This is a genomic window from Pseudofrankia inefficax, assembly GCF_000166135.1.
Classification (GTDB): domain Bacteria; phylum Actinomycetota; class Actinomycetes; order Frankiales; family Frankiaceae; genus Pseudofrankia; species Pseudofrankia inefficax.
The window spans coordinates 256152-278705 of the sequence record NC_014666.1 but is presented as its reverse complement, the minus strand read 5'-3'; the positions used below and the strand labels follow the sequence as shown (position 1 = coordinate 278705).

The window sequence follows — 22554 nt, the reverse complement described above, 5'->3', positions numbered from 1 at the left end:
CGCGCGGGATCAACGCGTCCGGGACGGCTCATTGACGCCGAGCAGGCCCCGGTCCCGCAGCCACGTCTCGGTGCGGCCCATCCCGTCGGCGAGGTCGACGCGGGGCTGCCAGCCGGTCACGGCGGTGATCCGGTCCCCGGCGAGCCGGCCGGACCTCGTCACGTCGGCCACGGCAAGCGGGCCCAGATCCATCCGCTGGCGCGGGTCGACCCCTGCCGCCAGCCGGGATCCGATCCCACGGACCAGCCCGAGCGCCACGGCTCCGGTCGACGGCCCGGTCGCGTCGGGGTGCTCGGCCGCGCCCACCGCGGGCACGCCCGCCCGGTCGGCGGCACCGTGCTCGGGCCGGCCGGCGGCCGTCGGCTCGGGCTCGCCGGACGCCTGGCGCCTGGACTCGACCCGGCCACGCAGCCGGCCGACCGCGTGCGTCGCGTCGTCGAGCGCGCCGTACATCCGGGCCGGCACCGACCGCGGGGCCGGCAGGTCGAGCATCCGGCTGTAGCAGCCGACGAACTCGGCGACGGTGGCCGGCTCAGGTCCGGTCACGTGCAGCACCTCGCCGACGGCGGCCTCGCTGCCGGCGGCGGCGATCGCCGCGGCGACCACGTCGTCGATGTGCACCGGGTTCAGCCAGCCCGTGCCACCGTCGAGCAGGACGAACCGGCCCGCGCGCAGCAGCAGAACCGGCCACACGGTCCACCGGCCGGCGCGGGGCCCGTAGGCGTCGCCCAGTCGCAGGATCGTCGCGGGCAGTCCGGACGCGGTCGCGGCGCCGACCGCCTGCTCGGCGGCGGCGAGCGTGTCGGCACGCGGATCGCCGGTCAGGCCGACGGGCGCGGTCTCGTCGACGCCGTCGGCGAGGTCGGGCCCGAGCGCGGAGACACAGGAGAGATGAATCACCCGCCCGACGCGGCCCCGGGCCGCGGCGTCGAGGACGGTCGCGGTCCCGCCGAGCAGCACCTGGCGCATCTGCGCAGCCGGGACCCGGGACGATCCGGCCGGCCGGCCAGCCCGGATCGGCGGCAGCTCCCCGACCCCACCCATCCCGACCGCGGCCGCGTGCACCACCAGATCGGCGCCGACGAGCTCCTTCTCCCAGTCGCCCGGCCGGCTCACGTCCGCGGCGTGCACGCCGGGGCCTCGGGCCACGTCGAGCGCGACGACGTCATCCCCGCGCCCGCGCAGGGCGTGGGCGATCGCGCCGCCGACGAACCCCGCGGCGCCAGTCACCACCACCCGAGCCAACGTCAGCCCTCCTGATCACCTGCCGGTGCCGCCAGGCCGCGCGGGTCGGGACGGGCACCCGCCCGACCGTCTCCCGCGCGCGGGCCACACCTGCCTCTGGATGCGAGCAGCCCCCGTTCCTGCTTGCAGCATCACAGCACACATCGATCTCCGCCACGGCGACCACCCGGCGCGGCACAGGCGCCCGACTGCACCGGTATCGCGCCAATCCGGGGCGGACCGGACGCTGGCCGGCCGAGGCCGCGCGCATCCGGCAGGGAGAACCGCGCCCCCGCGGACCGAGACTGCCCACGGCTCCTCATCGAGGTCGTCGGGCGCCAGTCTGCCCAGCCCTACGAAGGCTCGCCGGTCAGTCTCGGCCCAGCGCCGCCCGACCGGGCGAAGATCACCGTTTAGGCACTTACATGGCCGTCTCCAGGCACTCTCCGCGACCAGTCCAGGGTCGAAACGGCGATCATTGGCACGAAGGTGAGGGAGCGGAACGTCCTCGCGCCCCCGGAGAAGCGGTCAGGCAGGGCCGCGCTCGGCGCCGGCAAACGCCGTCGAACCGTCCGACCCGGGCCGTACGGCCCCCGGAGTTTCCACGGCTGGGTCCGTCGAGCCGTCCGGCTCGGTCGGCTCGGCGACGGCGAGGTCGGTGGCCGCTCGGTTACGCCGGGCCCGGCGGCGCAGCAACTCGCCGGGCACACCGGCGGCGAGGGAGAGCGCGACGACGGCGGGAGCGAGCCAGCCGGTCGCGTCCTTGAGGCCCGGGACCGACGACGCCGCGTACCCGAGCGCGGGGATACCGGTGCCCCAGACAAGTGCGCCCACCGCGGCCGCCACGAGGAACCGCGCCGGTGGCATCCGGACCGCGCCGGCCAGGATCGGGGCGAAGGTGCGCGCCCATGGCACGAACCGGGCGGCGATCAGCGTGACCGGGCCGAACCGGTCGTAGAAGGTCTCGGTGCGATCGAGCACCTTCCGGTGCCGACGCTCCAGCCAGGGACGCCCAAGCCGGCGCCCGGTGACGTAGCCGAGGCAGACCCCGGCGACGGCCATCACGGTCACCCCGGCGGCGAGAACCGGCAGCGAGATCCGGTGTGCCGGATTTGCCGCCATCAGGCCGGTAGCGAACAGCATGGCGTCGCCCGGCAGCCAGAACCCGATCGGCACGCCGCTCTCGAGGAACACGATCGCGAAGACGGTCAGATACAGGGTGAGGCCGGATAGATGGTCGACATCCATAGCTTCAGTGTGGCTGGTTGGCCGAGCGGGCGCGGAGCGCCCGCTCGGCCAACCAGCCTGTCGGACGCTCCGCGCCCTCCCAACCTCTGACATAACGGACGCAGAAAACCGCAGGCGACGCCAAGCCGCGGCCGGGGCCTTGGTTACGTCGCGCTCGGCACGCGGTCTGGCCTGAGGGCGGCCGACAGGTTAGGCGATGTGGGCGGCAAGAGGCTCCCCCGGGCAGCCCGCACGTCATACCCTTCGCGCAACACCTGCCCGCGATGCGCGCGGCCTCGCCCCGGTCCACGCCGTCCTCGCCTGCCTGTCGCGGCCAGGTGGGCGGACGGCGCGTCCTCGGCGTGCCTGCCGCACTCGTCCCCTCGGTGGCCCGACGCCTTTTGACAGGAGCTTTCGATGCCCATCGCCACACCAGACGTCTACGCCGAGATGCTCGACCGGGCGAAGGCGGGCGCTTTCGCCTACCCCGCCATCAACGTCACGTCGTCCCAGACCCTCAACGCGGCACTGCGTGGCTTCGCGGACGCAGGCAGCGACGGCATCGTCCAGGTGTCCACGGGCGGAGCCGAGTACCTGTCCGGCCCGACGGTGAAGAACATGGTGCTGGGCGCCGAGGCGCTGGCCGAGTTCGCCCACCACGTGGCGAAGGCCTACCCGGTACAGATCGCCCTGCACACGGACCACTGCCCGGCGGACAAGCTCGACACCTACATGCGGCCGCTGGTCGCCATCTCCAGGGAGCGGGTCAAGGCGGGGCGTAACCCGCTGTTCCAGTCGCACATGTGGGACGGCTCGGCCGTGCCGCTGGAGGAGAACCTCAAGCTCGCCGAGGAGCTGCTCGCCGACTGCAAGGCCGCGAACATCGTCCTGGAGCTCGAGATCGGCGTCGTCGGCGGCGAGGAGGACGGCGTCGTCGGCGCGATCGACGAGAAGCTCTACACGACTCCCGAGGACATGTGGCGCACCGCCGAGGTGCTCGGCACCGGTGAGAAGGGCCGCTACATGATGGCCGCCACCTTCGGCAACGTGCACGGCGTCTACAAGCCGGGCAACGTCAAGCTGCGCCCGACGATCCTGCGCGACGGCCAGCAGTACGTCGCCGGCAAGCTCGGCCTCGCCGGCGACGCGAAGCCGTTCGACCTGGTCTTCCACGGCGGTTCCGGCTCGGACCTGTCAGAGATCCGCGAGGCGCTCGATTACGGCGTGGTCAAGATGAACGTGGACACCGACGCCCAGTACGCCTTCACTCGGCCGGTAGCGGACCACATGCTGAAGAACTACGACGGCGTGCTGAAGGTCGACGGCGAGGTCGGCATCAAGAAGACCTACGACCCGCGCACCTGGGGCAAGTCGGCCGAGGCCAACATGGCCAAGCGCGTGGTCCAGGCGTGCGAGGACCTCCGCTCCGCCGGCACCGCGATCGGCTAGCCCCCGCACCAGGTCGGCTGGGGGCGCCCGCCCGAGCCGCACGTTCTCCTTCATCGGGGCCGCCCTTCGAAGGGGCGGCCCCGATGTGTGTTCAAGGACACTTCGCCGCGGTTACCCATCCTGAGACTCCGGCCCGAAGATCCACCGTCCCCGACCCGGACCGCCGCGCCCGCCTGTGGGCGCTAGATTGCCCACCCGACGGGGCTCTTCGATCGGTCCCGACCATGATCGCCAGCCGAGCGGAGAGAAAAGACACAAGTCGCGCACGGACGCCGATTTCGCCACCTAGATCGCGATCATGACCCGGCAGCCGCGACTGACCGCCAGCGATCGCCAGCTGCGCAGGGAAACCGGACGTGACGCGATGATCAACGGGGGTACCGGCGTCCCGCCGGCCCGGTGGCCGGCCAGAGATCGCTACTTTGGCCCTCGCGTGGTCGTGATCAGGCGTTTTCTCCGACCATCCCAGGGCTCAAACGGCGATCACTTACACCAAGATGACGGTGGGCCCGACAGGAAGATCCACAGCAGGGCCCGACAGGCCTGGCCCAATCGGCGCGCTCACGCCGGTTCGGCTAGAGACGCCGTCCAAGCCGCAAGGTTCGCTCCGGCGGGGCCACCTTCGAATAGCGGCCCCGATGTGTGCTCAAGGACACTTTCGCCGCCGACGCCCGTCCCGCACCCCGGCTCGACAGATCCCCCGCACCGGACACGGACCATCGCGCCCGCCCTAGGCTCCGCGTCCGCCCCAGATCACCCCGCGCCCGTCCGGATCACGCACCCGTCCTAGATCACCATGCCAGGGCCGGATCGCCGTGCCGGCCCGGATCACCGCCTTCGCTTTGGACCACCACCCCCCGCCCGGATCGCTGGGGCCTGGCCCGGACCCACTGCGCCGGGGGGGGATCACTCACACCCGGCCGGGACCCACTGTGCGGGGTCCGGATCACTCGCGTCCCGGCTGGACCACTGAGCGCCCCGTCGGCGGACCACGAACGAGCCACGGGCTCGCCCGCCGAAGATCGACACGCCGAACGTATTGCGAGCAATCCGCAATCACACAACTACCTGGTGTACATACCGGGATGGCCGGAACAGATGTGCCCAGGATCGCAATCCGGGTGTCGGCGCGTCGAACGGACGTCTCGGGCGGCAGAATCGTAGGTTTGTTTTCCGGCGCGACGGGCGGACCACACAGTCGTGCGTGTGCGCCACGTTCCCGCTTCATCCGGGCCGTTGCGGGACGAATTCGGCAGCTCTCCGATAGTCGACTCCGGGCGCCGACACACCGGTTGGCGACCCCGATAGAAACAGATGAGCGCGCGTACGCGCGCGTTAACACCGGCCGGGATCGACCTCAAGCACCGACACGCGGGTGTGTCCTTTTTCACGCACCCTATTCAATGCTTGTCGCCACGCCGAGGAATGTGGTTATGGTCTTCGCCGTGCCAGACGACAGGTCAGGCACCCATCGGGCGGCACGCCGAATCCTGCCCCCGCCCCGATGTGTTTTGAACCCAGTGGCAGGAACGGGGGAACCGACTCCGGACGCCGTACCCAGAGATCCTGGAAGAATCGGGCATCCGCCCGCGCGGCCACATGAGTGCCGCGCCTGGGCCTAACCCACCAGGGCGTCCTAGGGGTGAAGCCGACTGACTTCCGCGGTCGTCGCGGGCGCGTTCCATGCGCTTTCGAGGACACAAAAGGACACGTCATTCGGCCGGGCAATTCTCTTCCCAGCCCGAACCCGACAGCTCACCTCGCAGGCGTGGGGAAAGGGCTACCACCCATGTCCGAAGCACGTAACCCTGGCCGACATCCCATGTCCGGCGGGCACTGTGCCCCGCCGACGGCCTGCCGCGCACACGCCGGCAACGCAAGCGTGCGAGACACCAGCACCAGGCACCACCGGCCGGCGACCGCTCGGATCGCCGACACCCCGGACCGGCCGCACCGCTCGGCCACGCCGGTCCGGAAGGAACCCCGACGGGCATTGACCCACCCAACCCGCCGGATACGACAGGGCATCGCCGCAGTGCCCGTAATCGTGGCGGCGGTAGGCGGCGCAATCGCCGTGGCGACTCCTGCCAGTGCTTCTTCAACGTGGGCGCAGCTGCGCCAGTGCGAGTCCGGCGGAAACTATTCCGCCAATACCGGCAACGGTTATTACGGCGCATACCAGTTCTCGCAGGGGACCTGGGCGAGCCTGGGATATTCAGGACTGCCGAGTGACGCGCCACAGGCGGTTCAGGACGAGGCCGCACTGCGGTTGGCGCAGCGTTCTGGATTCGGCCAATGGCCGCTCTGCGGCCGCGGCATGGGCGCCGACCAGCTCGCGCCGGGGGCCAGCGCGTCCGCCGTGCCCCAGGCTTCCCGGTCGGCCAACAGAACCTCCCTGGCGGCGCCGGCGGTCAACACGACGGCACAGCTGCCGTTCACGACGGCCCTGGTCGGGCAGTACCGCGCCGACGTCGCCCACTGGCAGGAGCGGATGACCGCGATCGGCTACCCGCTCGCCGTCGACGGCAGCTATGGCCCGGTGTCGGCCGCCGCGGCCCGTCAGTTGCAAGCCGCGAAGGGCCTGGTCGTCGACGGCGTCGTCGGCCCGCAGACCTGGGCCGCGACCTTCGCCTAGCCCGGCACCCCCACGCCCGCCTCACCCCGACCGACGGACCCCGACCGGCTGACCCGGATCACCGGCCGTGAGCCGCGCCCGCGGGCCCGCCGAACGAGGTCCCGCTCGGACCGGCACGGCGCCGGTGCCACCGGTCGGGACGCCCGGTAACGCGGAGCCCCTCGCCGACCGAACCCCCCAAACGGTCGTGGGCTCTTCGCTTGGCCGGTAACCGGCCCATCCCCACCCAGTCGGCGGCCAGCCGGACGTGGGACGGCCACAGCCCTGTTCCCGCTCCGGCCGGCACCGCCGTGCCAGCCGCGGACCGGGGCCGCCCGTCTTCAGAGGCGGCCCCGGTCCGCGGACCCTCGCCCAAGCGGACCTGGCCTAGTCGGCCCCCAGCCGGGCCTGGCCCAAGCACCTGCGACCCGACCAACCCGTGCGGCAGATGACCCGCTCGGCCCTCGATGTCAAGAGGAGCCCGGTTTGCGGCCCTGACGCCCCACTCGCTACAGTCCGGAACTACTCGTCTCTCCTGGGCGAGTCGTGCGGGCGGACGCCGAATCCTGCCCCACCCGCATGTACACCGTCCCTGATCCAAGGGCGCTGATCCGTTCGGCAGGAGCGGGGGACCCACTTTCGGACCCGGCAACAGCCGAGTCCTTGGGGTGTAGCCGGCAATCCGGGCTCGCGAGAGCACGGCGCGCCGGCCGGGCAGTCCCAGCCCGAACCCGACAGCTCACCCCGCAGGCGCAGGGAAGGATCGGACATGCCGTCTGAGCAGACGGGCCAACTCCGGCCCGCCGAGCGCAGAACCGGGGGCCGTCACCGCGCCCAGCCGCAGGGCCCGTCCACGACCGTCCGGGTGCTGCGCACCACCGGCGCGGTCACCGCGCTCGTCGGCAGCGGCCTCGCGGTCACCGCGATGCCCGCCGGAGCCGCGACCCCGGACGACTTCGCCCGCCTGCGCCAGTGCGAGTCCGGCGGCAACTACTCGATCAACACCGGCAACGGCTTCTACGGCGCGTACCAGTTCGACGTACGGACCTGGCAGGGCCTCGGCTACTCGGGCCGGCCGGACCAGGCAGCCCCCGCCGTGCAGGACGAGGCGGCCTACCGCCTCTACAACTCGCGCGGCTGGTCGCCATGGCCCGCCTGCTCGCGCAAGCTCGGCCTGTCCAGCAACGGCCCGATCGGGGTCTCGTCGTCGGCCTCCGGCGGCTCACTGCAGCAGGCGCTGCAGCCGGCCGAGCCGGCCATGACACTCGACAAGGCCAAGGCGGAGGTCCAGTCCTCGGGCTTCCACGGCACGATCTCCGCGGCCGACGCGAACAAGGTCCGCGCCGACGCCTACGTCTGGCAGAACCAGATGCACGACCAGGGCTTCGCCCTCGCGGTCGACGGCAAGTTCGGCGCCCAGTCCCAGGGTGTCGCCGCGCTGTACTCGTACCTCACCAAGGTGAGCGACGGCCAGCCCGGCGTGGTCGGCGAGAACCTCTGGAACGCGACCGTCACGGGCTAGCCGAGCCCCGGGTCCACTACGGTTGGCCCATGACCTCTCCCTCCGGCCGGCCGGACCTGCTTGGTGGGCCACCGGCGACGCTGCTGCCGACCGAGCCCGGTGCCACCGCGCTGGCCGCCGGCAAGGCAGCCGTCGACGTCGCGGCCGAGTTCCCCGCGTCCAGCGCAGCCTGGGCGGCCCTCGCCGAAGGCGCGCTCGACGGCGGCCGCGCGGTCGAGGCCTACGCCTACGCCCGCACCGGCTACCACCGCGGGCTGGACGTGCTGCGCCGGTCCGGTTGGCGCGGGCACGGGCCGGTCCCCTGGTCGCACGAGCCGAACCGCGGCTTCCTGCGCGCGCTGGCCGCGCTCGGCCGGGCCGCCGACGCCATCGGCGAGACCGAGGAGGTCACGCGGATCCGCGCCTTCCTGGTCGACTGCGACCCGAGCGCACCGGACCAGCTCGGCCCGCTCGCACCCTGACACCGGCCTCGCGCGGCCCGTTCGGGCGGCCGGTTCCGCTGTCCCAGGTGCGTCTGGGACAGCGGTCCGAGCGTCGGCGCACGTCGCGGCGATCAGAAGCGTGAGCTCGACCAGCTCGATTCTTAGTAGAGTCTCGCCACGTGCCTGCGCTTGTCCTGATCGGAGCCCAGTGGGGCGACGAGGGTAAGGGAAAGGCGACCGACCTGCTGGGCGGCGCCGTCGACTACGTCGTGCGCTACCAGGGTGGCAACAATGCGGGTCACACCGTAGTCATCGGCGCCGAGAAGTACGCCCTCCACCTCATCCCCAGCGGAATCCTGCGCCCTGACTGCGTCCCCGTGATCGGGAACGGTGTTGTGATCGACCCTGGAGTGCTGCTGGCCGAGATGGCCGGGCTGCGCGCGCGGGGCATCGACACCTCCCGGTTGCTGATCAGCGCCAGTGCGCACCTGATCATGCCCCACCATCGGGCGCTCGACCGGGTCACTGAGCGTTATCTCGGCAAGGCCCGGATCGGCACGACGGGCCGCGGCATCGGCCCGGCCTACGGCGACAAGGTCGCCCGTACCGGCATCCGGGTGCAGGACCTGCTCGACCCGGGCATCCTGCGCCAGAAGCTGGAGCTGGCGCTGCGCGAGAAGAACCAGGTGCTCGCCAAGGTCTACAACCGCCGCAAGATCGAGGTCGACGCCGTCGTCGCCGAGTACCTGGACTACGCGAGCCAACTCGGGCCGCACATCGCCGACACCGGCCTGGTCCTCGACACCGCGCTGCGGGCCGGCAAGGTGGTTCTGCTGGAGGGCTCGCAGGGCACCCTGCTGGACGTCGACCACGGCACCTACCCGTTCGTCACCTCGTCGAACCCGACCGCCGGCGGCGCGGCCACCGGCGCGGGCATCGGGCCCACCAGGATCAGCCGGGTGATCGGGATCATCAAGGCGTACACGACCCGGGTCGGCTCCGGCCCGTTCCCGACCGAGCTGGACGACAAGGTCGGCGACGAGCTGCGTCGCATCGGCGGCGAGTTCGGTGTCACCACCGGCCGCGCCCGGCGCACCGGCTGGTACGACGCGGTGATCGCCCGGTACGCCGTGCGGGTCAACGGCCTGACCGACCTGTTCCTGACGAAGCTCGACGTGCTGTCCGGCTTCGACACGGTTCCGGTCTGCGTGGCCTATGACGTCGGCGGCACCCGGATGGCCGAGATGCCGATGACCCAGACCGAGTTCCACCACGCCAAGCCGATCTACGAGGAGTTCCCCGGCTGGCACGAGGACATCTCCGAGGCGACGTCGTTCGATCAGCTCCCGCCGGAGGCGCGTGACTACGTGCGAGCCCTCGAGGAGATGTCCGGCGCCCCGATCTCGGCCATCGGCGTAGGCCCCGGCCGAGACCAGACCCTGGTCCTGCGCGACCTGCTCTAGACCAAGTCGGCGACCAGACGACGTAAGGCGACCCAGCTCCCGACCCTGGATCAGCCCACCCCCGTAGCTCCCCCGTGCGCCTCGATCCACGTTGGCGAGGGCGCAAAGCGCCCGAGACGGCGGAGCGACCGAAGGCGCGCAAGCGCCGGTTCCGGTCGATCGCCTTGCGCGTTGGGCTGCTGCGCGTGACGCTTCATTGGTCACGTTGCGTAGTTGCCGGGAGGTGGATCGGTTGGTCGCCCGCCCGTTTGAGGAGTCGTCCGCACCACGGGCCGAACCACCGGGGCCGCCGGAGGCTCGCCGGGAGGACAGCTTCGCGCCGGCGCCGGATCAGCTGGGGCCGCCGTCCGGCGCCGGGTTCGGCCCAGCCGCCGAACCCCCGGCCGCATCCGGCGACACGGTCACGGGCGCGGTCGTGGTCCGTCGAGGCCCGGCCCAGCTGGGCGAGCTCGCCGCGGCCGACGACCGGACGTGGCGCCGCTCCGCGGCTGGGGACTACCGCGCCACCCGGGGGTCGCACCGACTTGGGGACGTCGACCCGGCTCGGGACGCCGACGCCTGGAAGGTGGGCTTCTCGCCGAGCGGCGAGGCGCTGCCCGACGCACTCACCGACGTCCTGCTGCGGGGCAGCCACTGGGTGCGCAGCGCGCAGCGGGTGGAGACGCTGCGCCGGGAGCGTTCGGCGGCGATCGCCGCGCACGTCGAGGCGCAGCTGGCCGCGTTCCTGGAGCTGTGCGCGGAGGCCGAGCTGGTCCCGCCGGTGACGTTGCGGGTGGTGCGTGACGTGCCACGGCTGGCCCGTCACCGCGGCGAGGGGCGCCCTCGCGCGGCGCTGCCGACGGATCCCCCCGGGGATCCGTCGCTGACCGCCGCGCCGCGCCGCGGCCGGCCCAGCGTGGTCCGAGCCACCCGGATCGGCCTGCCGGACCTGGCCGAGGGACCGACTACTCGTCCCCTCGGCCGGCGAGGCGCCGAAGGCGACCAGGCGCACCGGACCGGCCCTGACCGGGCCGGCCGCCGGGGACGCGCCGACGGCGACCCGCCGAGCCGGTCCCGCCGCGGCGGCCGGGACTCCGCCGGCGGCGGCCCGGCTCCGGCCCGCTGGCACGGCCGGAACCAGCTCACGGCCTGGCCGCTGCTGTACTGGCGGTGCGAGAGCTTCCCGTCGGCCGGCCGGTCGCTGCACCTGTTCGTCGAGCCCGGCGGCCGGACCTTCGAGGGGCGGGAGGACCCGGCACCGCTGGACGGTCTCGGCCGGCAGGTCCGGGTCTGGCCGGTGGACGCCCCGTCGATCGTCGAGGGCATGGCGGAGGTCGACGCCCGCCGGTGCGCCCTGCATCTCGTGGACGGCATGGCCCGCCTGCTGTGGCGGGCGGGCGTGGGACTCTGACGCGGTACGTCGAGAGCGACCGCCTTTGCCGCATGGCTGGTCTTTGCGGCATGGCTGGTGGCCCGGGCGGGTAAGGTGCGGCCGGGCCGGGCCTCGCTCGTCGACGGAACCCGGGCCCACCCATCCCCGGGACACCGCGACAGGCAAAGGACCGACGGACCGATGACGCGCCACGACGCCCAGGGCAGCCCGCGACCTCCCGGCCGGCGGCCGGGGTCCGGCCGTGACGGGGTGACGGCGTGGGCATGAAGGTTCTCGTCGTCGGCTCGGGCGGGCGGGAGCACGCGCTGTGCCGCGCGCTGACCCGTGACCCGCGGGTCGGCTCGATCGTCTGCGCCCCTGGTAACGCGGGCACCGCGGACATCGCCGAGCCCCGGTCCCTGGACGTCGCCGACCCGGACGCCGTCGCCGCGCTCGCCGAGGAGGTCCGCGCCGAGCTGACCATCGTCGGGCCCGAGGTCCCGCTGGTCGCCGGCGTAGCCGACGAGCTGCGTGCCCGCGGGCTGCCGGTCTTCGGGCCGTCGGGTGCCGCGGCGCGGCTGGAGGGCAGCAAGGCCTTCGCCAAGGACGTGATGCGCGCGGCCGGCGTCCCGACGGCCGCGGCCCGCGACCACAACGAGGTGGAGCCGGCGCTCGCTGACCTGGACGCGTTCGGCCCGCCCTACGTGGTCAAGTACGACGGTCTCGCCGCGGGCAAGGGCGTCACGGTCACCGACGACCGGGACGCCGCGGTCGCCGCCGTGCGCGGCTGCCTGCGCGGGCCGGACGACCGGGTGGTGCTAGAGGAGTACCTCGACGGCCCGGAGGTCTCCCTGTTCGCGGTCGTCGCCGAGGACGGCACGGTGCTCCCGCTGCTGCCGGCGCAGGACCACAAGCGGATCGGCGACGGCGACACCGGGCCGAACACCGGCGGGATGGGCGCCTACACCCCGCTGCCGTGGGCGTCGCGCGGCCTGTCCGCGGACATCGTCGCGACGGTGATCCGCCCCACGGTCGCCGAGCTGGCCCGGCGGGGCACCCCGTTCACCGGCCTGCTGTACGCGGGTCTCGCGCTGACGGCGCACGGGCCCCGGGTGGTGGAGTTCAACGTCCGGTTCGGCGACCCCGAGACCCAGGCGATCCTCGCGCTGCTGACCACCCCGCTGACCGACGTGCTGACCGGCCGGCGCGCGCCGGTGTGGCGCTCCGGAGCCGCGATCACCGTTGTGATGGCCGCCGCCGGCTACCCGGGAGCGCCCCGGCTGGGCGACCCCATCCGCGGGCTGGCCGCCGCGGGGAAGCTGGCGGGCGTCGACGTCCTGCACGCCGGCACCAGGCGGGATGACGAGGGAACCGTCGTCTCCGCGGGCGGGCGGGTGTTGTCCGTCACGGCGATCGGTTCCAACCTGGAGTCCGCGCGAGGATCGGCCTACGAGGCCATTAGTCGGATCTCGCTGCCCGGTGCCCAGTACCGGACCGACATCGGCGACCCCGCCCGGCTGCGGCACGCGGCGGACGTCCGCCGGGCCGGTCCGGCCCAGCTCCCCGACGACGAGGAGAAGTGAACAGCATGTCCCCCACCAGCACCCCCAGCCGGCCCAAGGTCGCGGTCGTCTACGGCTCCGCGTCCGACGCGGCGACCATGAGCAAGGCCGGCGCGACCCTCGGCCGGTTCGGCGTCGAGTTCGAGGAGGCGGTGCTCTCCGCGCACCGCGCGCCGCGCACTCTGGCCGACTGGGTGGACGGGCTGCGCGACCGGGGCGTCGCCGTGGTCATCGCCGGCGCGGGGCTCGCCGCGGCCCTGCCGGGCACCGTCGCCGCGCTCACCACGCTGCCGGTCATCGGCGTCCCGATCTCCGGCGGCGCCCTGGACGGGATGGACTCGCTGCTCGCCATCGCGCAGATGCCGCCGGGCGTCGCCGTGGCCACCGTCGGGCTGAACAACGCCACCAACGCGGCGGTGCTCGCCGTCCAGATCCTGGCCGTCTCCGACCCGGACCTGGCCGCGAAGCTCGCCACCTACAAGGACGACTTCGAGAAGGCCGCGGCCGACGGCCTCGCCCGCGCCGGGGCCTCCGCGTGATCGAGCGGTACACCCTCCCGGAGATAGGCCGGGTCTGGTCGGAGGCACACAAGTACGAGCTGTGGTGCGAGGTCGAGGTCCTGGTCCTGGAGGCGCACGCCGCCGCCGGGCGGGTTCCGGCGGACTCGGTGGAGCCGGTCCGCCGGGCGCCCGCGCCGACGCCGGCCGCCGTCGCCGAGATCGAGGCCGTCACCCAGCACGACGTGATCGCGTTCCTCACCGCCTGGGCCGACCAGACCGAGCCGCGTTCCGCGGCCGCCTACGTGCACTTCGGCATGACGTCCTCGGACCTGCTCGACACGGCCCTGGCCTGCCAGCTCGTCGAGGCGACCGACATCGTGCTGGCCAAGGCGGACAGGCTCGTCGCCGCGCTGCGCGACCTGGGCCTGGCCCACCGGACGACGCTGCGGGTCGGGCGCACGCACGGCATCCACGGCGAGCCGACCGTGTTCGGCCACCGGGTCGCGGACCTCGCGTTCGGCATGGCGCGGTGCCGGGACCGGCTGCGCGCGGCGCGTACCGACATCGCCATCGCCAAGATCTCCGGCGCGGTCGGCACCTACTCGAACATCGAGCCGGACGTCGAGCAGTACGTCGCCGAGAAGCTCGGCCTGACCGCGGCCCCGGTCGCCACCCAGGTCGTGCTGCGCGACGGGGTCGCCAGCTGGGTCGCGGCGCTCGCCGGGCTCGCGACGCTGTGCGAGACGGTGGCGCTGGAGGTCCGGCACGGCCAGCGGACGGAGATGCGCGAGCTGTCCGAGCCGTTCGGGAAGGGCCAGAAGGGCTCGTCCGCGATGCCCCACAAGAAGAACCCGATCATGTCGGAGCGGATCGCGGGCCTCGCCAGGATCGTCCGGGCGCAGTACGTGCCGATCCTCGAAGGCGTGCCGCTCTGGCACGAGCGCGACATCTCACATTCCTCGACCGAGCGCATCGCGCTGCCCGACGCCTCGATCGGGGTCGATTACCTGCTGAACCTGACGACCCGCCTGGTGACCGGCCTGGTCGTCGACGCCGACCGGATGCGGGCCAACCTGGACGCCACCGGCGGGCTGGTCTACACGTCCGCCGTGCTGCTGGAGCTGGTCGAGACCGGGTTGTCCCGCGAGGACGCCTACGCCGTGACCCAGGCGGCCGCGATGGAGACCTGGCAGACCGGCGTGCCGTTCCGGGAGACGTTGCGCAAGCACGCCGCCGACCGCGGTCTCCCGCTGGACGAGCCGCGGCTGGACGAGGTGAGCCGGCCGGAGCGGTATGTCGAGCGACTCGCTCCGGTCTTCGACCGGCTGGCCGCCCTCGTCTGAGCCGCTCCCTGCGCGCCGGCCCTCGTGACGCCGATGGCGATGCCACCGCCGCGGGGGCCGGGGCGCGACCCCGGGCCACGTGCTGTCGGGATGATGACAGCGTCCCCTGGAAATCCGCGTCAAACTCGGGACACTTTGGCGCCGTCGGCACGGACGTGCCCGGCGCCGGCGTGTCTGGCAGCTCCGGAATCGTGACCGATCCGTCGGCTTCGCGCGGCCGACGGGTGGATCGCGACCGCCCGCTCCGAACAACGTCGGAGAGCGCTCGCGTTGTCACGGTCCGTCGCGTTATGAGTCGAAGACGATCCATCAATCGACAATGGTCCGCGGACGGTTCGACAACGCAGTAGTAGCCGGGGCGAATCTCCACGCTTGCGGACGCGCAACGCGCACGAGGAGTGACCGTTAGTCCTGTACGATCCCCCCTCGTTCGCACTCGCACCCGTGTGCGACCATGAGGCCCGTACTTGGCCTGCATCCACGAGGTCCGTACTTGGCCCGATTGACACAGCCGGATCTATTGCCACCTCGGCCGCCGCGTCCAGTGGGGGAGACATCATCTTGTCGGGACTACTTGACCAAGGGTCGGTCTTCGTCGCGGGGCACCGGGGGCTGGTCGGCAGCGCGATCACCCGACGGCTGCGCGGCGCCGGGATCGACGTGATCACCCGCGGCCGGGAAGAGCTCGATCTGACCGACACGGTCGCGGTCTCCCGGTTCTTCGACGAGGTGCGCCCCGGGGCGGTTGTTCTGGCGGCCGCCAAGGTCGGCGGAATCATGGCCAACGCGACCCAGCCGGTCGAGTTCCTCGAGAACAACCTGCACATCCAGCTGAATGTCATCTCGTCGGCCTGGCGCGCGGGCACCGAGAAGCTGCTCTTCCTCGGCTCCAGCTGCATCTACCCGAAGTTCGCGGCTCAGCCGATCACGGAGGACGCACTGCTGACCGGCCCGCTCGAGCCGACCAACGAGGCGTACGCCATCGCGAAGATCGCCGGGATCACGCAGATCCAGTCCTACCGTCGGGAATACGGCGCGCATTACGTGTCCGCCATGCCGACGAACGTCTATGGGCCGGGCGACAACTTCGACCTTGAAACCTCCCACGTGCTGCCGGCGCTCATCCACCGTTTCCATCTCGCGACCGAACGGGGAGACAGCGAGGTGACCCTGTGGGGTTCGGGTACTCCGCGCCGGGAGTTCATCCACGTCGACGACCTCGCCGACGCCTGCGCCACGATTCTCGAAAAGTACGACGACCCGGCTCCGATCAATGTTGGGACGGGCACGGACGTCACGATTCGGGAACTGGCTGAGCTGGTCGCCGACGTCGTCGGTTTCACCGGCACGATCAATTTCGACCCGGCGAAGCCGGACGGCACCCCGCGCAAGCTGCTGGACGTCAGCAAGCTGGAGGGGCTGGGCTGGAAGCCGAGCATCTCGCTGCGTGACGGAATCGAGTCGACGTTCGCGTGGTGGAAGAGCTCCGGGCAGGTCGCCCGCGGTCGTGTGACCGTGGACGCGTAGCAGGGCGAGAACCACGTCACATGGCGCGCGCCCAGCCTCGGTCCAGGCCGGCGGCGGCCGACACCCGGCCGGCCGCGGGCTCACGGGGCGCGAGTCTCCGTGGGCGCAGCCACTGTCGGGGCTATCGCGCGTTCGGTGTTGATTATGGGCGGGCCGGGACCCTTCATTGGGCGAGCATGACCATCCCGCCCGCCAGCCCGAGGTCAGCGGCGACACCGGTGCTATTGTTTTCAGAAGCCGTTTGATCGGGGACGACATGACTAAAGTCGCGCTTGTTACGGGCGTCACGGGGCAGGATGGCTCCTACCTCTGCGAGCTTTTGTTGCAGAAGGGTTACGAGGTCCACGGCCTCGTCCGCCGCTCGTCCAGCTTCAACACCGCGCGTATCGATCACCTGTACCAGGACCCGCACGAAGACGGGCGCAAGCTGGTGCTGCACCACGCGGACCTCGACGACGGCCTGAGCCTGGTGAACATTCTCCGGGAGACCGGGCCGAGCGAGGTGTACAACCTCGGCGCGCAGAGTCACGTGCGGGTCTCCTATGACACACCGCTCTACACCGCGAACGTGACCGGTGTGGGTGCGCTGCGGATCCTGGAAGCGGTTCGCGCGAGCAACCTGGACATCCGCGTGTACCAGGCGTCCTCGTCGGAGATGTTCGGCTCGACGCCGCCGCCCCAGAACGAGGAGACGCCGTTCCACCCGCGCAGCCCGTATGCCTGCGCCAAGGTCTACGCGTACTGGTCGGCGGTCAACCACCGCGAGTCGTACGGGATGTACGTCTCGAACGGAATCCTGTTCAACCACGAAAGCCCCCGCCGCGGCGAGACGTTCGTCACGCGGAAGATCACTCGTGCGGTCGCGCGCATTCAGGCTGGGCTCCAGAAGGAGCTGTACCTCGGCAATCTCGACGCGACCCGCGACTGGGGGTACGCGCCCGAGTACGTCAATGCGATGTGGATGATGCTGCAGGCGCCGGAGCCGGACGACTACGTGGTCGCGACCGGCACCACGTATTCGGTCAGGGAGTTCTGCCAGGTCGCGTTCGGCCACGTCGGGCTGAACTGGGAGGACTACGTTCGGTTTGATCCGAAGTACACCCGCCCGGCCGAGGTCGACGCGCTGATGGGTGACGCCAGCAAGATCAGGACCAACCTGGGGTGGAAGCCCGAGGTGAACTTCGAAGAACTCGTACAGATCATGGTTGACGGAGACATCCAGCTGCTCGAGGACGAGCGGTCGGGTCGACTCGTGCGCGTCGACCGGTAGGACTGCGGACCAATTGTTATTGGGTGAGTCGGCCGTCACGTAGCGTCCCATCGAGGTCCCACGGGCGGCCAGCGAACTCACCTTAGGCACCCACCGAGTCGCCAACCGACGTACACCTCCGGCCAGCCCGTCGGGCCGGCCGGCGGGTGTTGGTGCCCCTCGACCACACTGTTATCCTGGTACGAAGTGCGCGACTGACCGGGAATCGCCCCAAATCGACGTCGGACAGCTTGTAGCCAGCACAGCAAGCACGGCCGACCGGCGGCAGGCACAGCAGGCGAAAGTGCCGCATCCGTCACGATCCTTTTGGGCTATGCGTTTCCTGTGAGGTCACTGGTCCTTTGTTGGTGTCGGTGTGTGTGAGCCGCGCCGCCTGATATTTATGACGGGTGCCATGTCACGGGGGCAACGAGTAAGGAGTGTCGCTGTGCTGGAAGGGGGCACCGAGCCGAGGACGGCGACCGGCACGCGTCGCTCCGCCCCCGTGATCCGGGAAGCCAGCTGCTGCGGCGTACGTATCACGGCCTGCTCGTTTGAGGACGCGGTCGCCGCGGTCATCGGTATTCCGGCCAAGGGCGACGACGAGGCGCCCGTTACCGACGCCGGCTCGGCGATCCACCTCTGCAACGCGTACACCCTCGCGCTGGCGGACCGCGACGCCAGGTTGAAGAGCACTCTCAACACGGCCCGGTTCAACTTCCCTGACGGTTGGCCGGTCGCCCGGCTGACCCGCCAGCGGACCCGGCTGTCCGAGGCGAACAGCCAGAAGATCAGCGGCCCGGACCTGTTCCAGGCGGTGCTGTCCGCCGGCCGCGATCATGATGTGAAGCACTATTTTCTGGGCTCCACGCCCGAGGTCCTTGAGGCGCTCGAGCGGTCGGTGCGCAAGGCCTACCCGGGCGTCCAGATCGCCGGAGTGGAAAGCCCTCCGTTCCGCGAGCTGACCCCCGACGAGCGGGCCGAGCAGCGGCTGCGGATCATCGCGTCCGGCGCGGACCTGGTCTGGGTCGGGCTTGGCACGCCCAAGCAGGACTGGGAGGTCGAGCGGCTCGCCGCCGAGATTCCCGCGGTGTTCCTCGCGGTCGGCGCGGCCTTCGACTTCCTGGCCGGCCTGAAGCCGCGGGCCCCGCGCTGGATGGGCGACTACGGCGTCGAGTGGATCTTCCGGCTGGTGAGCGAGCCCAAGCGGCTCTGGAAGCGCTACCTCGTCGGCAACCCGCAGTTCATCCTCTCGGTCCTCCGCAACCGCGGCCACTGAAGACGACCTGATCGTCGTTTTGGCCCTCCGCGGTCGCGATCGACGTCAGATCACAACCGCCAGCGGGCCAAAACGACGATCTAGGTGCGACGGCGCGCGACGAGGGCCGTTCGGGCGCTAGGCGTCGTCGTTGAGCAGGCCTTCGAGGTAGGTGCCGTAGCCGCTCTTGGAGAGCGGTCGCAGCAGCTCGGCGAGTTGGGCGTCGGTGATGAAGCCCTCTCGCCAGGCGACCTCCTCGACACAGCCGATCTTCAGGCCCTGCCGCTCCTCGATCACCTGGACGAACTGGGCCGCCTGCATCAGTGAGTTGAACGTCCCGGTATCCAGCCACGCCGTGCCGCGGTCCAGCAGGTGCACGCCCAGCCGGCCGCGGTCGAGATACGCCTGGTTGACGGCGGTGATCTCCAGCTCGCCTCGGGCGCTCGGCTGCGTCTGGGCCGCGATCTCCAGCACGTCGTTGTCGTAGAAGTACAGCCCGGTCACGGCGAAGCTCGACTTCGGCTTCGCCGGTTTCTCCTCGATCGAGACGGCGCGCCGGTCGACGTCGAACTCGACGACGCCGTACCGCTCCGGGTCCGAGACGTGGTAGGCGAAGACGATGCCGCCCACCGGGTCGGTGTAGCCCTTGAGCTGCTCGCCCAACCCGACCCCGTAGAAGATGTTGTCACCGAGGATGAGGCAGACCTTGTCGGTGCCGACGAAGTCCGCGCCGACGATGAAGGCCTCCGCGAGCCCCCGCGGCTCGGCCTGCACCGCGTACTCGAAGCGGCAGCCCAGCCAGCTGCCGTCCCCCAGCAGGCGTTGGAACTGCGCCTGGTCGGCTGGCGTCGTGATGACCAGAATTTCCCGGATACCGGCGGCCATCAGGGTGGAAAGAGGGTAGTAGATCATCGGCTTGTCGTAGACCGGCATCAGCTGTTTCGACACCGCCCGGGTGATCGGATACAGCCGCGAACCTGTTCCACCGGCAAGAATGATGCCCTTCACGGGCCCAGCCTAGCCGTGTCCACTCTGCTGCCGTTGGATCGTTTCGACGGCCTTCGTCCCGACCTGTCGACAGCGGCGCGGGATGCCCTCGCAAGGCGCGCGCCGCCCGGACGGACACCCCGGCGGCCACGGGTACCGACCGGCGCTCACGGGCCATTCCACCACCCCAACCTGCCTCTCCCTGCCAACTCCCAGGGCACACAGGTGAATCAACGGCCGAAGGCGTGCAGGTGGCCCGACCACCCCGTGACGTCGCGGGCACCGGCGGTGCCGACAGGAGTCCGCCGCGGGCTTACCACCTGCCCACATGTGCCAACATGGGTGCACCTGCCGGCTTCGGGAAGATCGGGGGAAAATGATCGTGTCTGGAGCGGGCAGGCCAGCGCGGGCCGCATCCCCGGCCAGCGCCGCGTACGGCTAGCCCCGAGGTCTCGAATGGACGCCAGAGAGTTCCCCGACCCACCGACCGAGGACCCGAACGGGCCACGGCGGTGGGTGAAGCCGCAGGTCAGCCTGGCCAGCGCGGCGGACCCGTCGACCACGACGGTGATCCGGCGTACCGGGAGTCGCCGGCACACCGCCCGCGGCCGCGCCGTCACGGGCCAGGAGGCCACCACCGCGGGTTTCGGGGCTGCTGGCGTGACCGCGCCGGACGCGGTCACGGACGGCCCCCAGACGCCATCCGGGGAGTCGGACAGCGGCTGGAAGCCGTCGGGCTCCAGGCGCGGCGGGGCGGCCGTTGACGGCGCTACGGGCCCGGCCGGGCCGGATGACCCAGAAGGCCTGGGAGGCCGGCGGATCGGCGGCGCGCGGCGCCGCCGGCCGGGGTCCCGCCGTCGCTGGCCCCTGGTGGTCGGTGGCATCGCCGTGCTGCTGATCGCGTGTGGGGCCGTGCTGGCCTACCAGGTGCTGAAGGTGAAGTCCGACCTGGCCAGCACGTCCAACGACCTCACCGCCGTGCAGGACGCCGCGACGTCCGGCGACATCCCGGCCGCCAAGGCCCGGCTCTCGCGCGTCATCGACTCCGCCCACGCCGCCCGCTCGCACTCGGCCGGGCCGGTCTGGTGGGCCGCGTCCTACATCCCGTTCGCCGGGCCGAACCTCAGGACCTCTCGCCAGTTGGTGTTATCGCTCGCCGACCTCGCGGACGGCCCGCTGACCGACATGGTCTCGGTCTCGGACACGATCAGCCCGGACAGTCTGATCAAGGACAGCACGATCGACGTGCCGACCCTGGTGAAGGACCGCCCGACCCTGCTGCGCGCCGCCGCCGGCGTCGCCACGGTCGACAAGCGGATGCAGAGCCTGCCGTCGGACCACCTCGTCGGCCCGGTCGCGACCGCCCGTACCCAGGCCGTTACCAAGATCGCCAAGCTGGACAAGCTGCTGTCCGGCATGGCCGACGCGCTCACCGTCGGCCCGGAGATGCTCGGCGCCAACGGCCCGCGAACGTACTTCCTGGCGTTCCAGAACAACGCGGAGATCAAGGCGACCGGCGGCCTGCTCGGCGTCTACGGCATCCTGACCGCGGACCACGGCAAGATCAACCTGGTGCACACCGGCTCGAACGACGAGCTGAAGAACTTCAAGGTGCCCGTGGTCGACTTCGGGCCCGAGTACAACGCCAACTACGGCACCCTCTTTCCCGGCGCGCTGTGGTCCAACGGCAACTCCAGCCCGAACTTCCCGTACGCCGGCCAGACCTGGGCGACGATGTATGAGCGCCAGACCGGCACGCACATCGACGGCGTCATCGGCGTCGACCCGGAGATGCTCGCCGACCTCGTACGGGCGACCGGGCCGATCACGCTCTCCAGCGGGCAGAAGGTCGACGGCGACTCCGTCGCCAAGCTGGTCGAGGTCGACGCCTACGCCGACTTCCACGACGACACGACCAACTCCGACGAGCGGTCCGCCCGGAAGGACTTCCTGAAGGAGGTCGCCGACACCGCGTTCCACACGGCACTGAGCAGCGACGTCAAGCCGAAGCCGCTGGTGACCGAGCTGAACACCGCGGCCAAGGGCGGTCACCTGCAGATCTGGACGCCGATCGCGTCCGAGATGACCATCCTGCGCAAGGGCGGGCTGACCGGCGAGGTGTACCAGGGAACCGCGCCGTACGCCGGCGTCGTCCTCAACAACGTCTCCGGTGCGAAGCTGGAGTACTACCTGCAGCGCAACGTCAGCTACACCCTCGGTTCCTGCACCGCCGGCCGGCGACCCGGGCAGATCCAGATCGGCCTGACGAACCTGGCCCCGGCTGGCCTGCCACGGTTCGTCTGGCAGCGGATCGACGCTCCCCCCGGCTCCTATCCGCGGGGCCAGGAGGCGCTGCAGCTGTCGGTCTATCTGACCGACGGCGCGAAGCTGGTGAACGTCATGGTCAACGGGAAGGCCGTCAACTTCACCCGCGGCACGGAGCTCGGCCACCCGAGAATCCAGATGTGGGTCTTCCCGACCCCCGGCCAGCCGTTGACCATCACCGTCAACACCGACGAACCGGCCACCTCGGCGAAGCCCATCGTTCCGGCGCAGCCGATGGCCCGCCCACAACAGACCACGATCAAGGCCGCCGCCTGCCCGGCCGGCTAGTAAGGCCCCATCGACCGGACACCGACGGTCCCACGGCGGTCCTCGGCCGGAGACCGTGCGCCTCAGCCGGAACCGCCGGCCCCTGTGGGCTCGGCCAGTCCGGCCGGCCACCGCGCGGCCCAGCCGGTCCTCGGCCGGAACGGCCGGTCCTCGGCCGGAACGGCCAGCCGCGATGCGACGCGGCCGGATCGTCTTCCGCCCAATCGCGGTCCGGCGCCCCACGACCGCCGTTTCTCCGACGGC

Annotated in this window: 16 protein-coding genes and 2 riboswitches; of the genes, 13 read left to right on the top strand and 3 right to left on the bottom strand. The window is 71.4% G+C overall.

The window, feature by feature from the left end; translation table 11 throughout:
- Window positions 1-9: 9 nt before the first annotated feature.
- Window positions 10-1245, bottom strand: a complete 1236-nt coding sequence (locus tag FRAEUI1C_RS01045; protein ID WP_013421417.1) for an NAD-dependent epimerase/dehydratase family protein — start codon at window positions 1243-1245, stop codon at window positions 10-12.
- A gap of 507 nt (window positions 1246-1752) precedes the next feature.
- Window positions 1753-2472 carry a DedA family protein gene (locus FRAEUI1C_RS01040; RefSeq protein WP_013421416.1) on the bottom strand — a complete coding sequence of 240 codons (720 nt, stop codon included), beginning with the start codon at window positions 2470-2472 and terminating at the stop codon, window positions 1753-1755.
- A gap of 396 nt (window positions 2473-2868) precedes the next feature.
- Between FRAEUI1C_RS01040 and fbaA the strand changes: the two genes are divergently transcribed.
- From fbaA to FRAEUI1C_RS00980, 12 genes are all read left to right on the top strand, one after another.
- Window positions 2869-3900: a class II fructose-bisphosphate aldolase gene (gene fbaA, locus FRAEUI1C_RS01035; RefSeq protein WP_013421415.1), complete on the top strand. Its 1032-nt coding sequence runs from the start codon at window positions 2869-2871 to the stop codon at window positions 3898-3900.
- A 1599-nt stretch (window positions 3901-5499) separates the two neighbouring features.
- Window positions 5500-5683: riboswitch (cyclic di-AMP (ydaO/yuaA leader) on the top strand.
- A 210-nt stretch (window positions 5684-5893) separates the two neighbouring features.
- Entirely contained in the window at window positions 5894-6535 is a 642-nt protein-coding gene (locus FRAEUI1C_RS01030; protein ID WP_041259912.1) for a transglycosylase family protein, read from the top strand.
- 573 nt (window positions 6536-7108) lie between these two features.
- Window positions 7109-7282, top strand: a riboswitch (cyclic di-AMP (ydaO/yuaA leader).
- Between the two features lies 1 nt (window position 7283).
- Window positions 7284-8036: a transglycosylase family protein gene (locus FRAEUI1C_RS01025; RefSeq protein ID WP_013421413.1), complete on the top strand. Its 753-nt coding sequence runs from the start codon at window positions 7284-7286 to the stop codon at window positions 8034-8036.
- Window positions 8037-8065: 29 nt separating this feature from the next.
- Window positions 8066-8497, top strand: a complete 432-nt coding sequence (locus FRAEUI1C_RS01020) for a DUF3151 domain-containing protein (protein WP_013421412.1) — start codon at window positions 8066-8068, stop codon at window positions 8495-8497.
- 140 nt (window positions 8498-8637) lie between these two features.
- Entirely contained in the window at window positions 8638-9921 is a 1284-nt protein-coding gene (locus FRAEUI1C_RS01015) for an adenylosuccinate synthase (protein ID WP_013421411.1), read from the top strand.
- A 223-nt stretch (window positions 9922-10144) separates the two neighbouring features.
- Window positions 10145-11311 (top strand): hypothetical protein, encoded by a 1167-nt coding sequence (locus FRAEUI1C_RS37965; protein WP_232425254.1) that lies wholly within the window; start codon window positions 10145-10147, stop codon window positions 11309-11311.
- Window positions 11312-11556: 245 nt separating this feature from the next.
- Window positions 11557-12855 (top strand): phosphoribosylamine--glycine ligase, encoded by a 1299-nt coding sequence (gene purD, locus FRAEUI1C_RS01005; RefSeq protein ID WP_013421409.1) that lies wholly within the window; start codon window positions 11557-11559, stop codon window positions 12853-12855.
- Window positions 12856-12860: 5 nt separating this feature from the next.
- On the top strand, window positions 12861-13373 hold the full coding sequence (purE, locus tag FRAEUI1C_RS01000; RefSeq protein ID WP_013421408.1) for a 5-(carboxyamino)imidazole ribonucleotide mutase: 513 nt from the start codon (window positions 12861-12863) through the stop codon (window positions 13371-13373).
- Window positions 13370-14677, top strand: a complete 1308-nt coding sequence (gene purB / locus FRAEUI1C_RS00995; protein ID WP_013421407.1) for an adenylosuccinate lyase — start codon at window positions 13370-13372, stop codon at window positions 14675-14677. The genes purE and purB overlap by 4 nt, the downstream gene beginning before the upstream one ends.
- A gap of 561 nt (window positions 14678-15238) precedes the next feature.
- A complete protein-coding gene (locus FRAEUI1C_RS00990; protein ID WP_013421406.1) occupies window positions 15239-16204 on the top strand; it encodes a GDP-L-fucose synthase family protein in 966 nt (321 codons plus the stop codon).
- A gap of 166 nt (window positions 16205-16370) precedes the next feature.
- Window positions 16371-17474 (top strand): GDP-mannose 4,6-dehydratase, encoded by a 1104-nt coding sequence (gmd, locus tag FRAEUI1C_RS00985; protein ID WP_497006515.1) that lies wholly within the window; start codon window positions 16371-16373, stop codon window positions 17472-17474.
- 427 nt (window positions 17475-17901) lie between these two features.
- Window positions 17902-18732, top strand: a complete 831-nt coding sequence (locus FRAEUI1C_RS00980) for a WecB/TagA/CpsF family glycosyltransferase (protein WP_013421404.1) — start codon at window positions 17902-17904, stop codon at window positions 18730-18732.
- A 117-nt stretch (window positions 18733-18849) separates the two neighbouring features.
- Here FRAEUI1C_RS00980 and rfbA read toward each other — a convergent pair whose 3' ends face one another.
- The gene (gene rfbA / locus FRAEUI1C_RS00975; RefSeq protein ID WP_013421403.1) at window positions 18850-19719 is read right to left on the bottom strand and encodes a glucose-1-phosphate thymidylyltransferase RfbA; all 870 of its coding nucleotides are present in this window, start codon (window positions 19717-19719) and stop codon (window positions 18850-18852) included.
- A gap of 435 nt (window positions 19720-20154) precedes the next feature.
- Here rfbA and FRAEUI1C_RS00970 point away from each other — a divergent pair, with 435 nt between their 5' ends.
- Complete coding sequence (locus FRAEUI1C_RS00970; protein ID WP_013421402.1) at window positions 20155-22311, top strand: DUF4012 domain-containing protein; 2157 nt, start codon at window positions 20155-20157, stop codon at window positions 22309-22311.
- The last annotated feature ends 243 nt before the right edge of the window (window positions 22312-22554 follow it).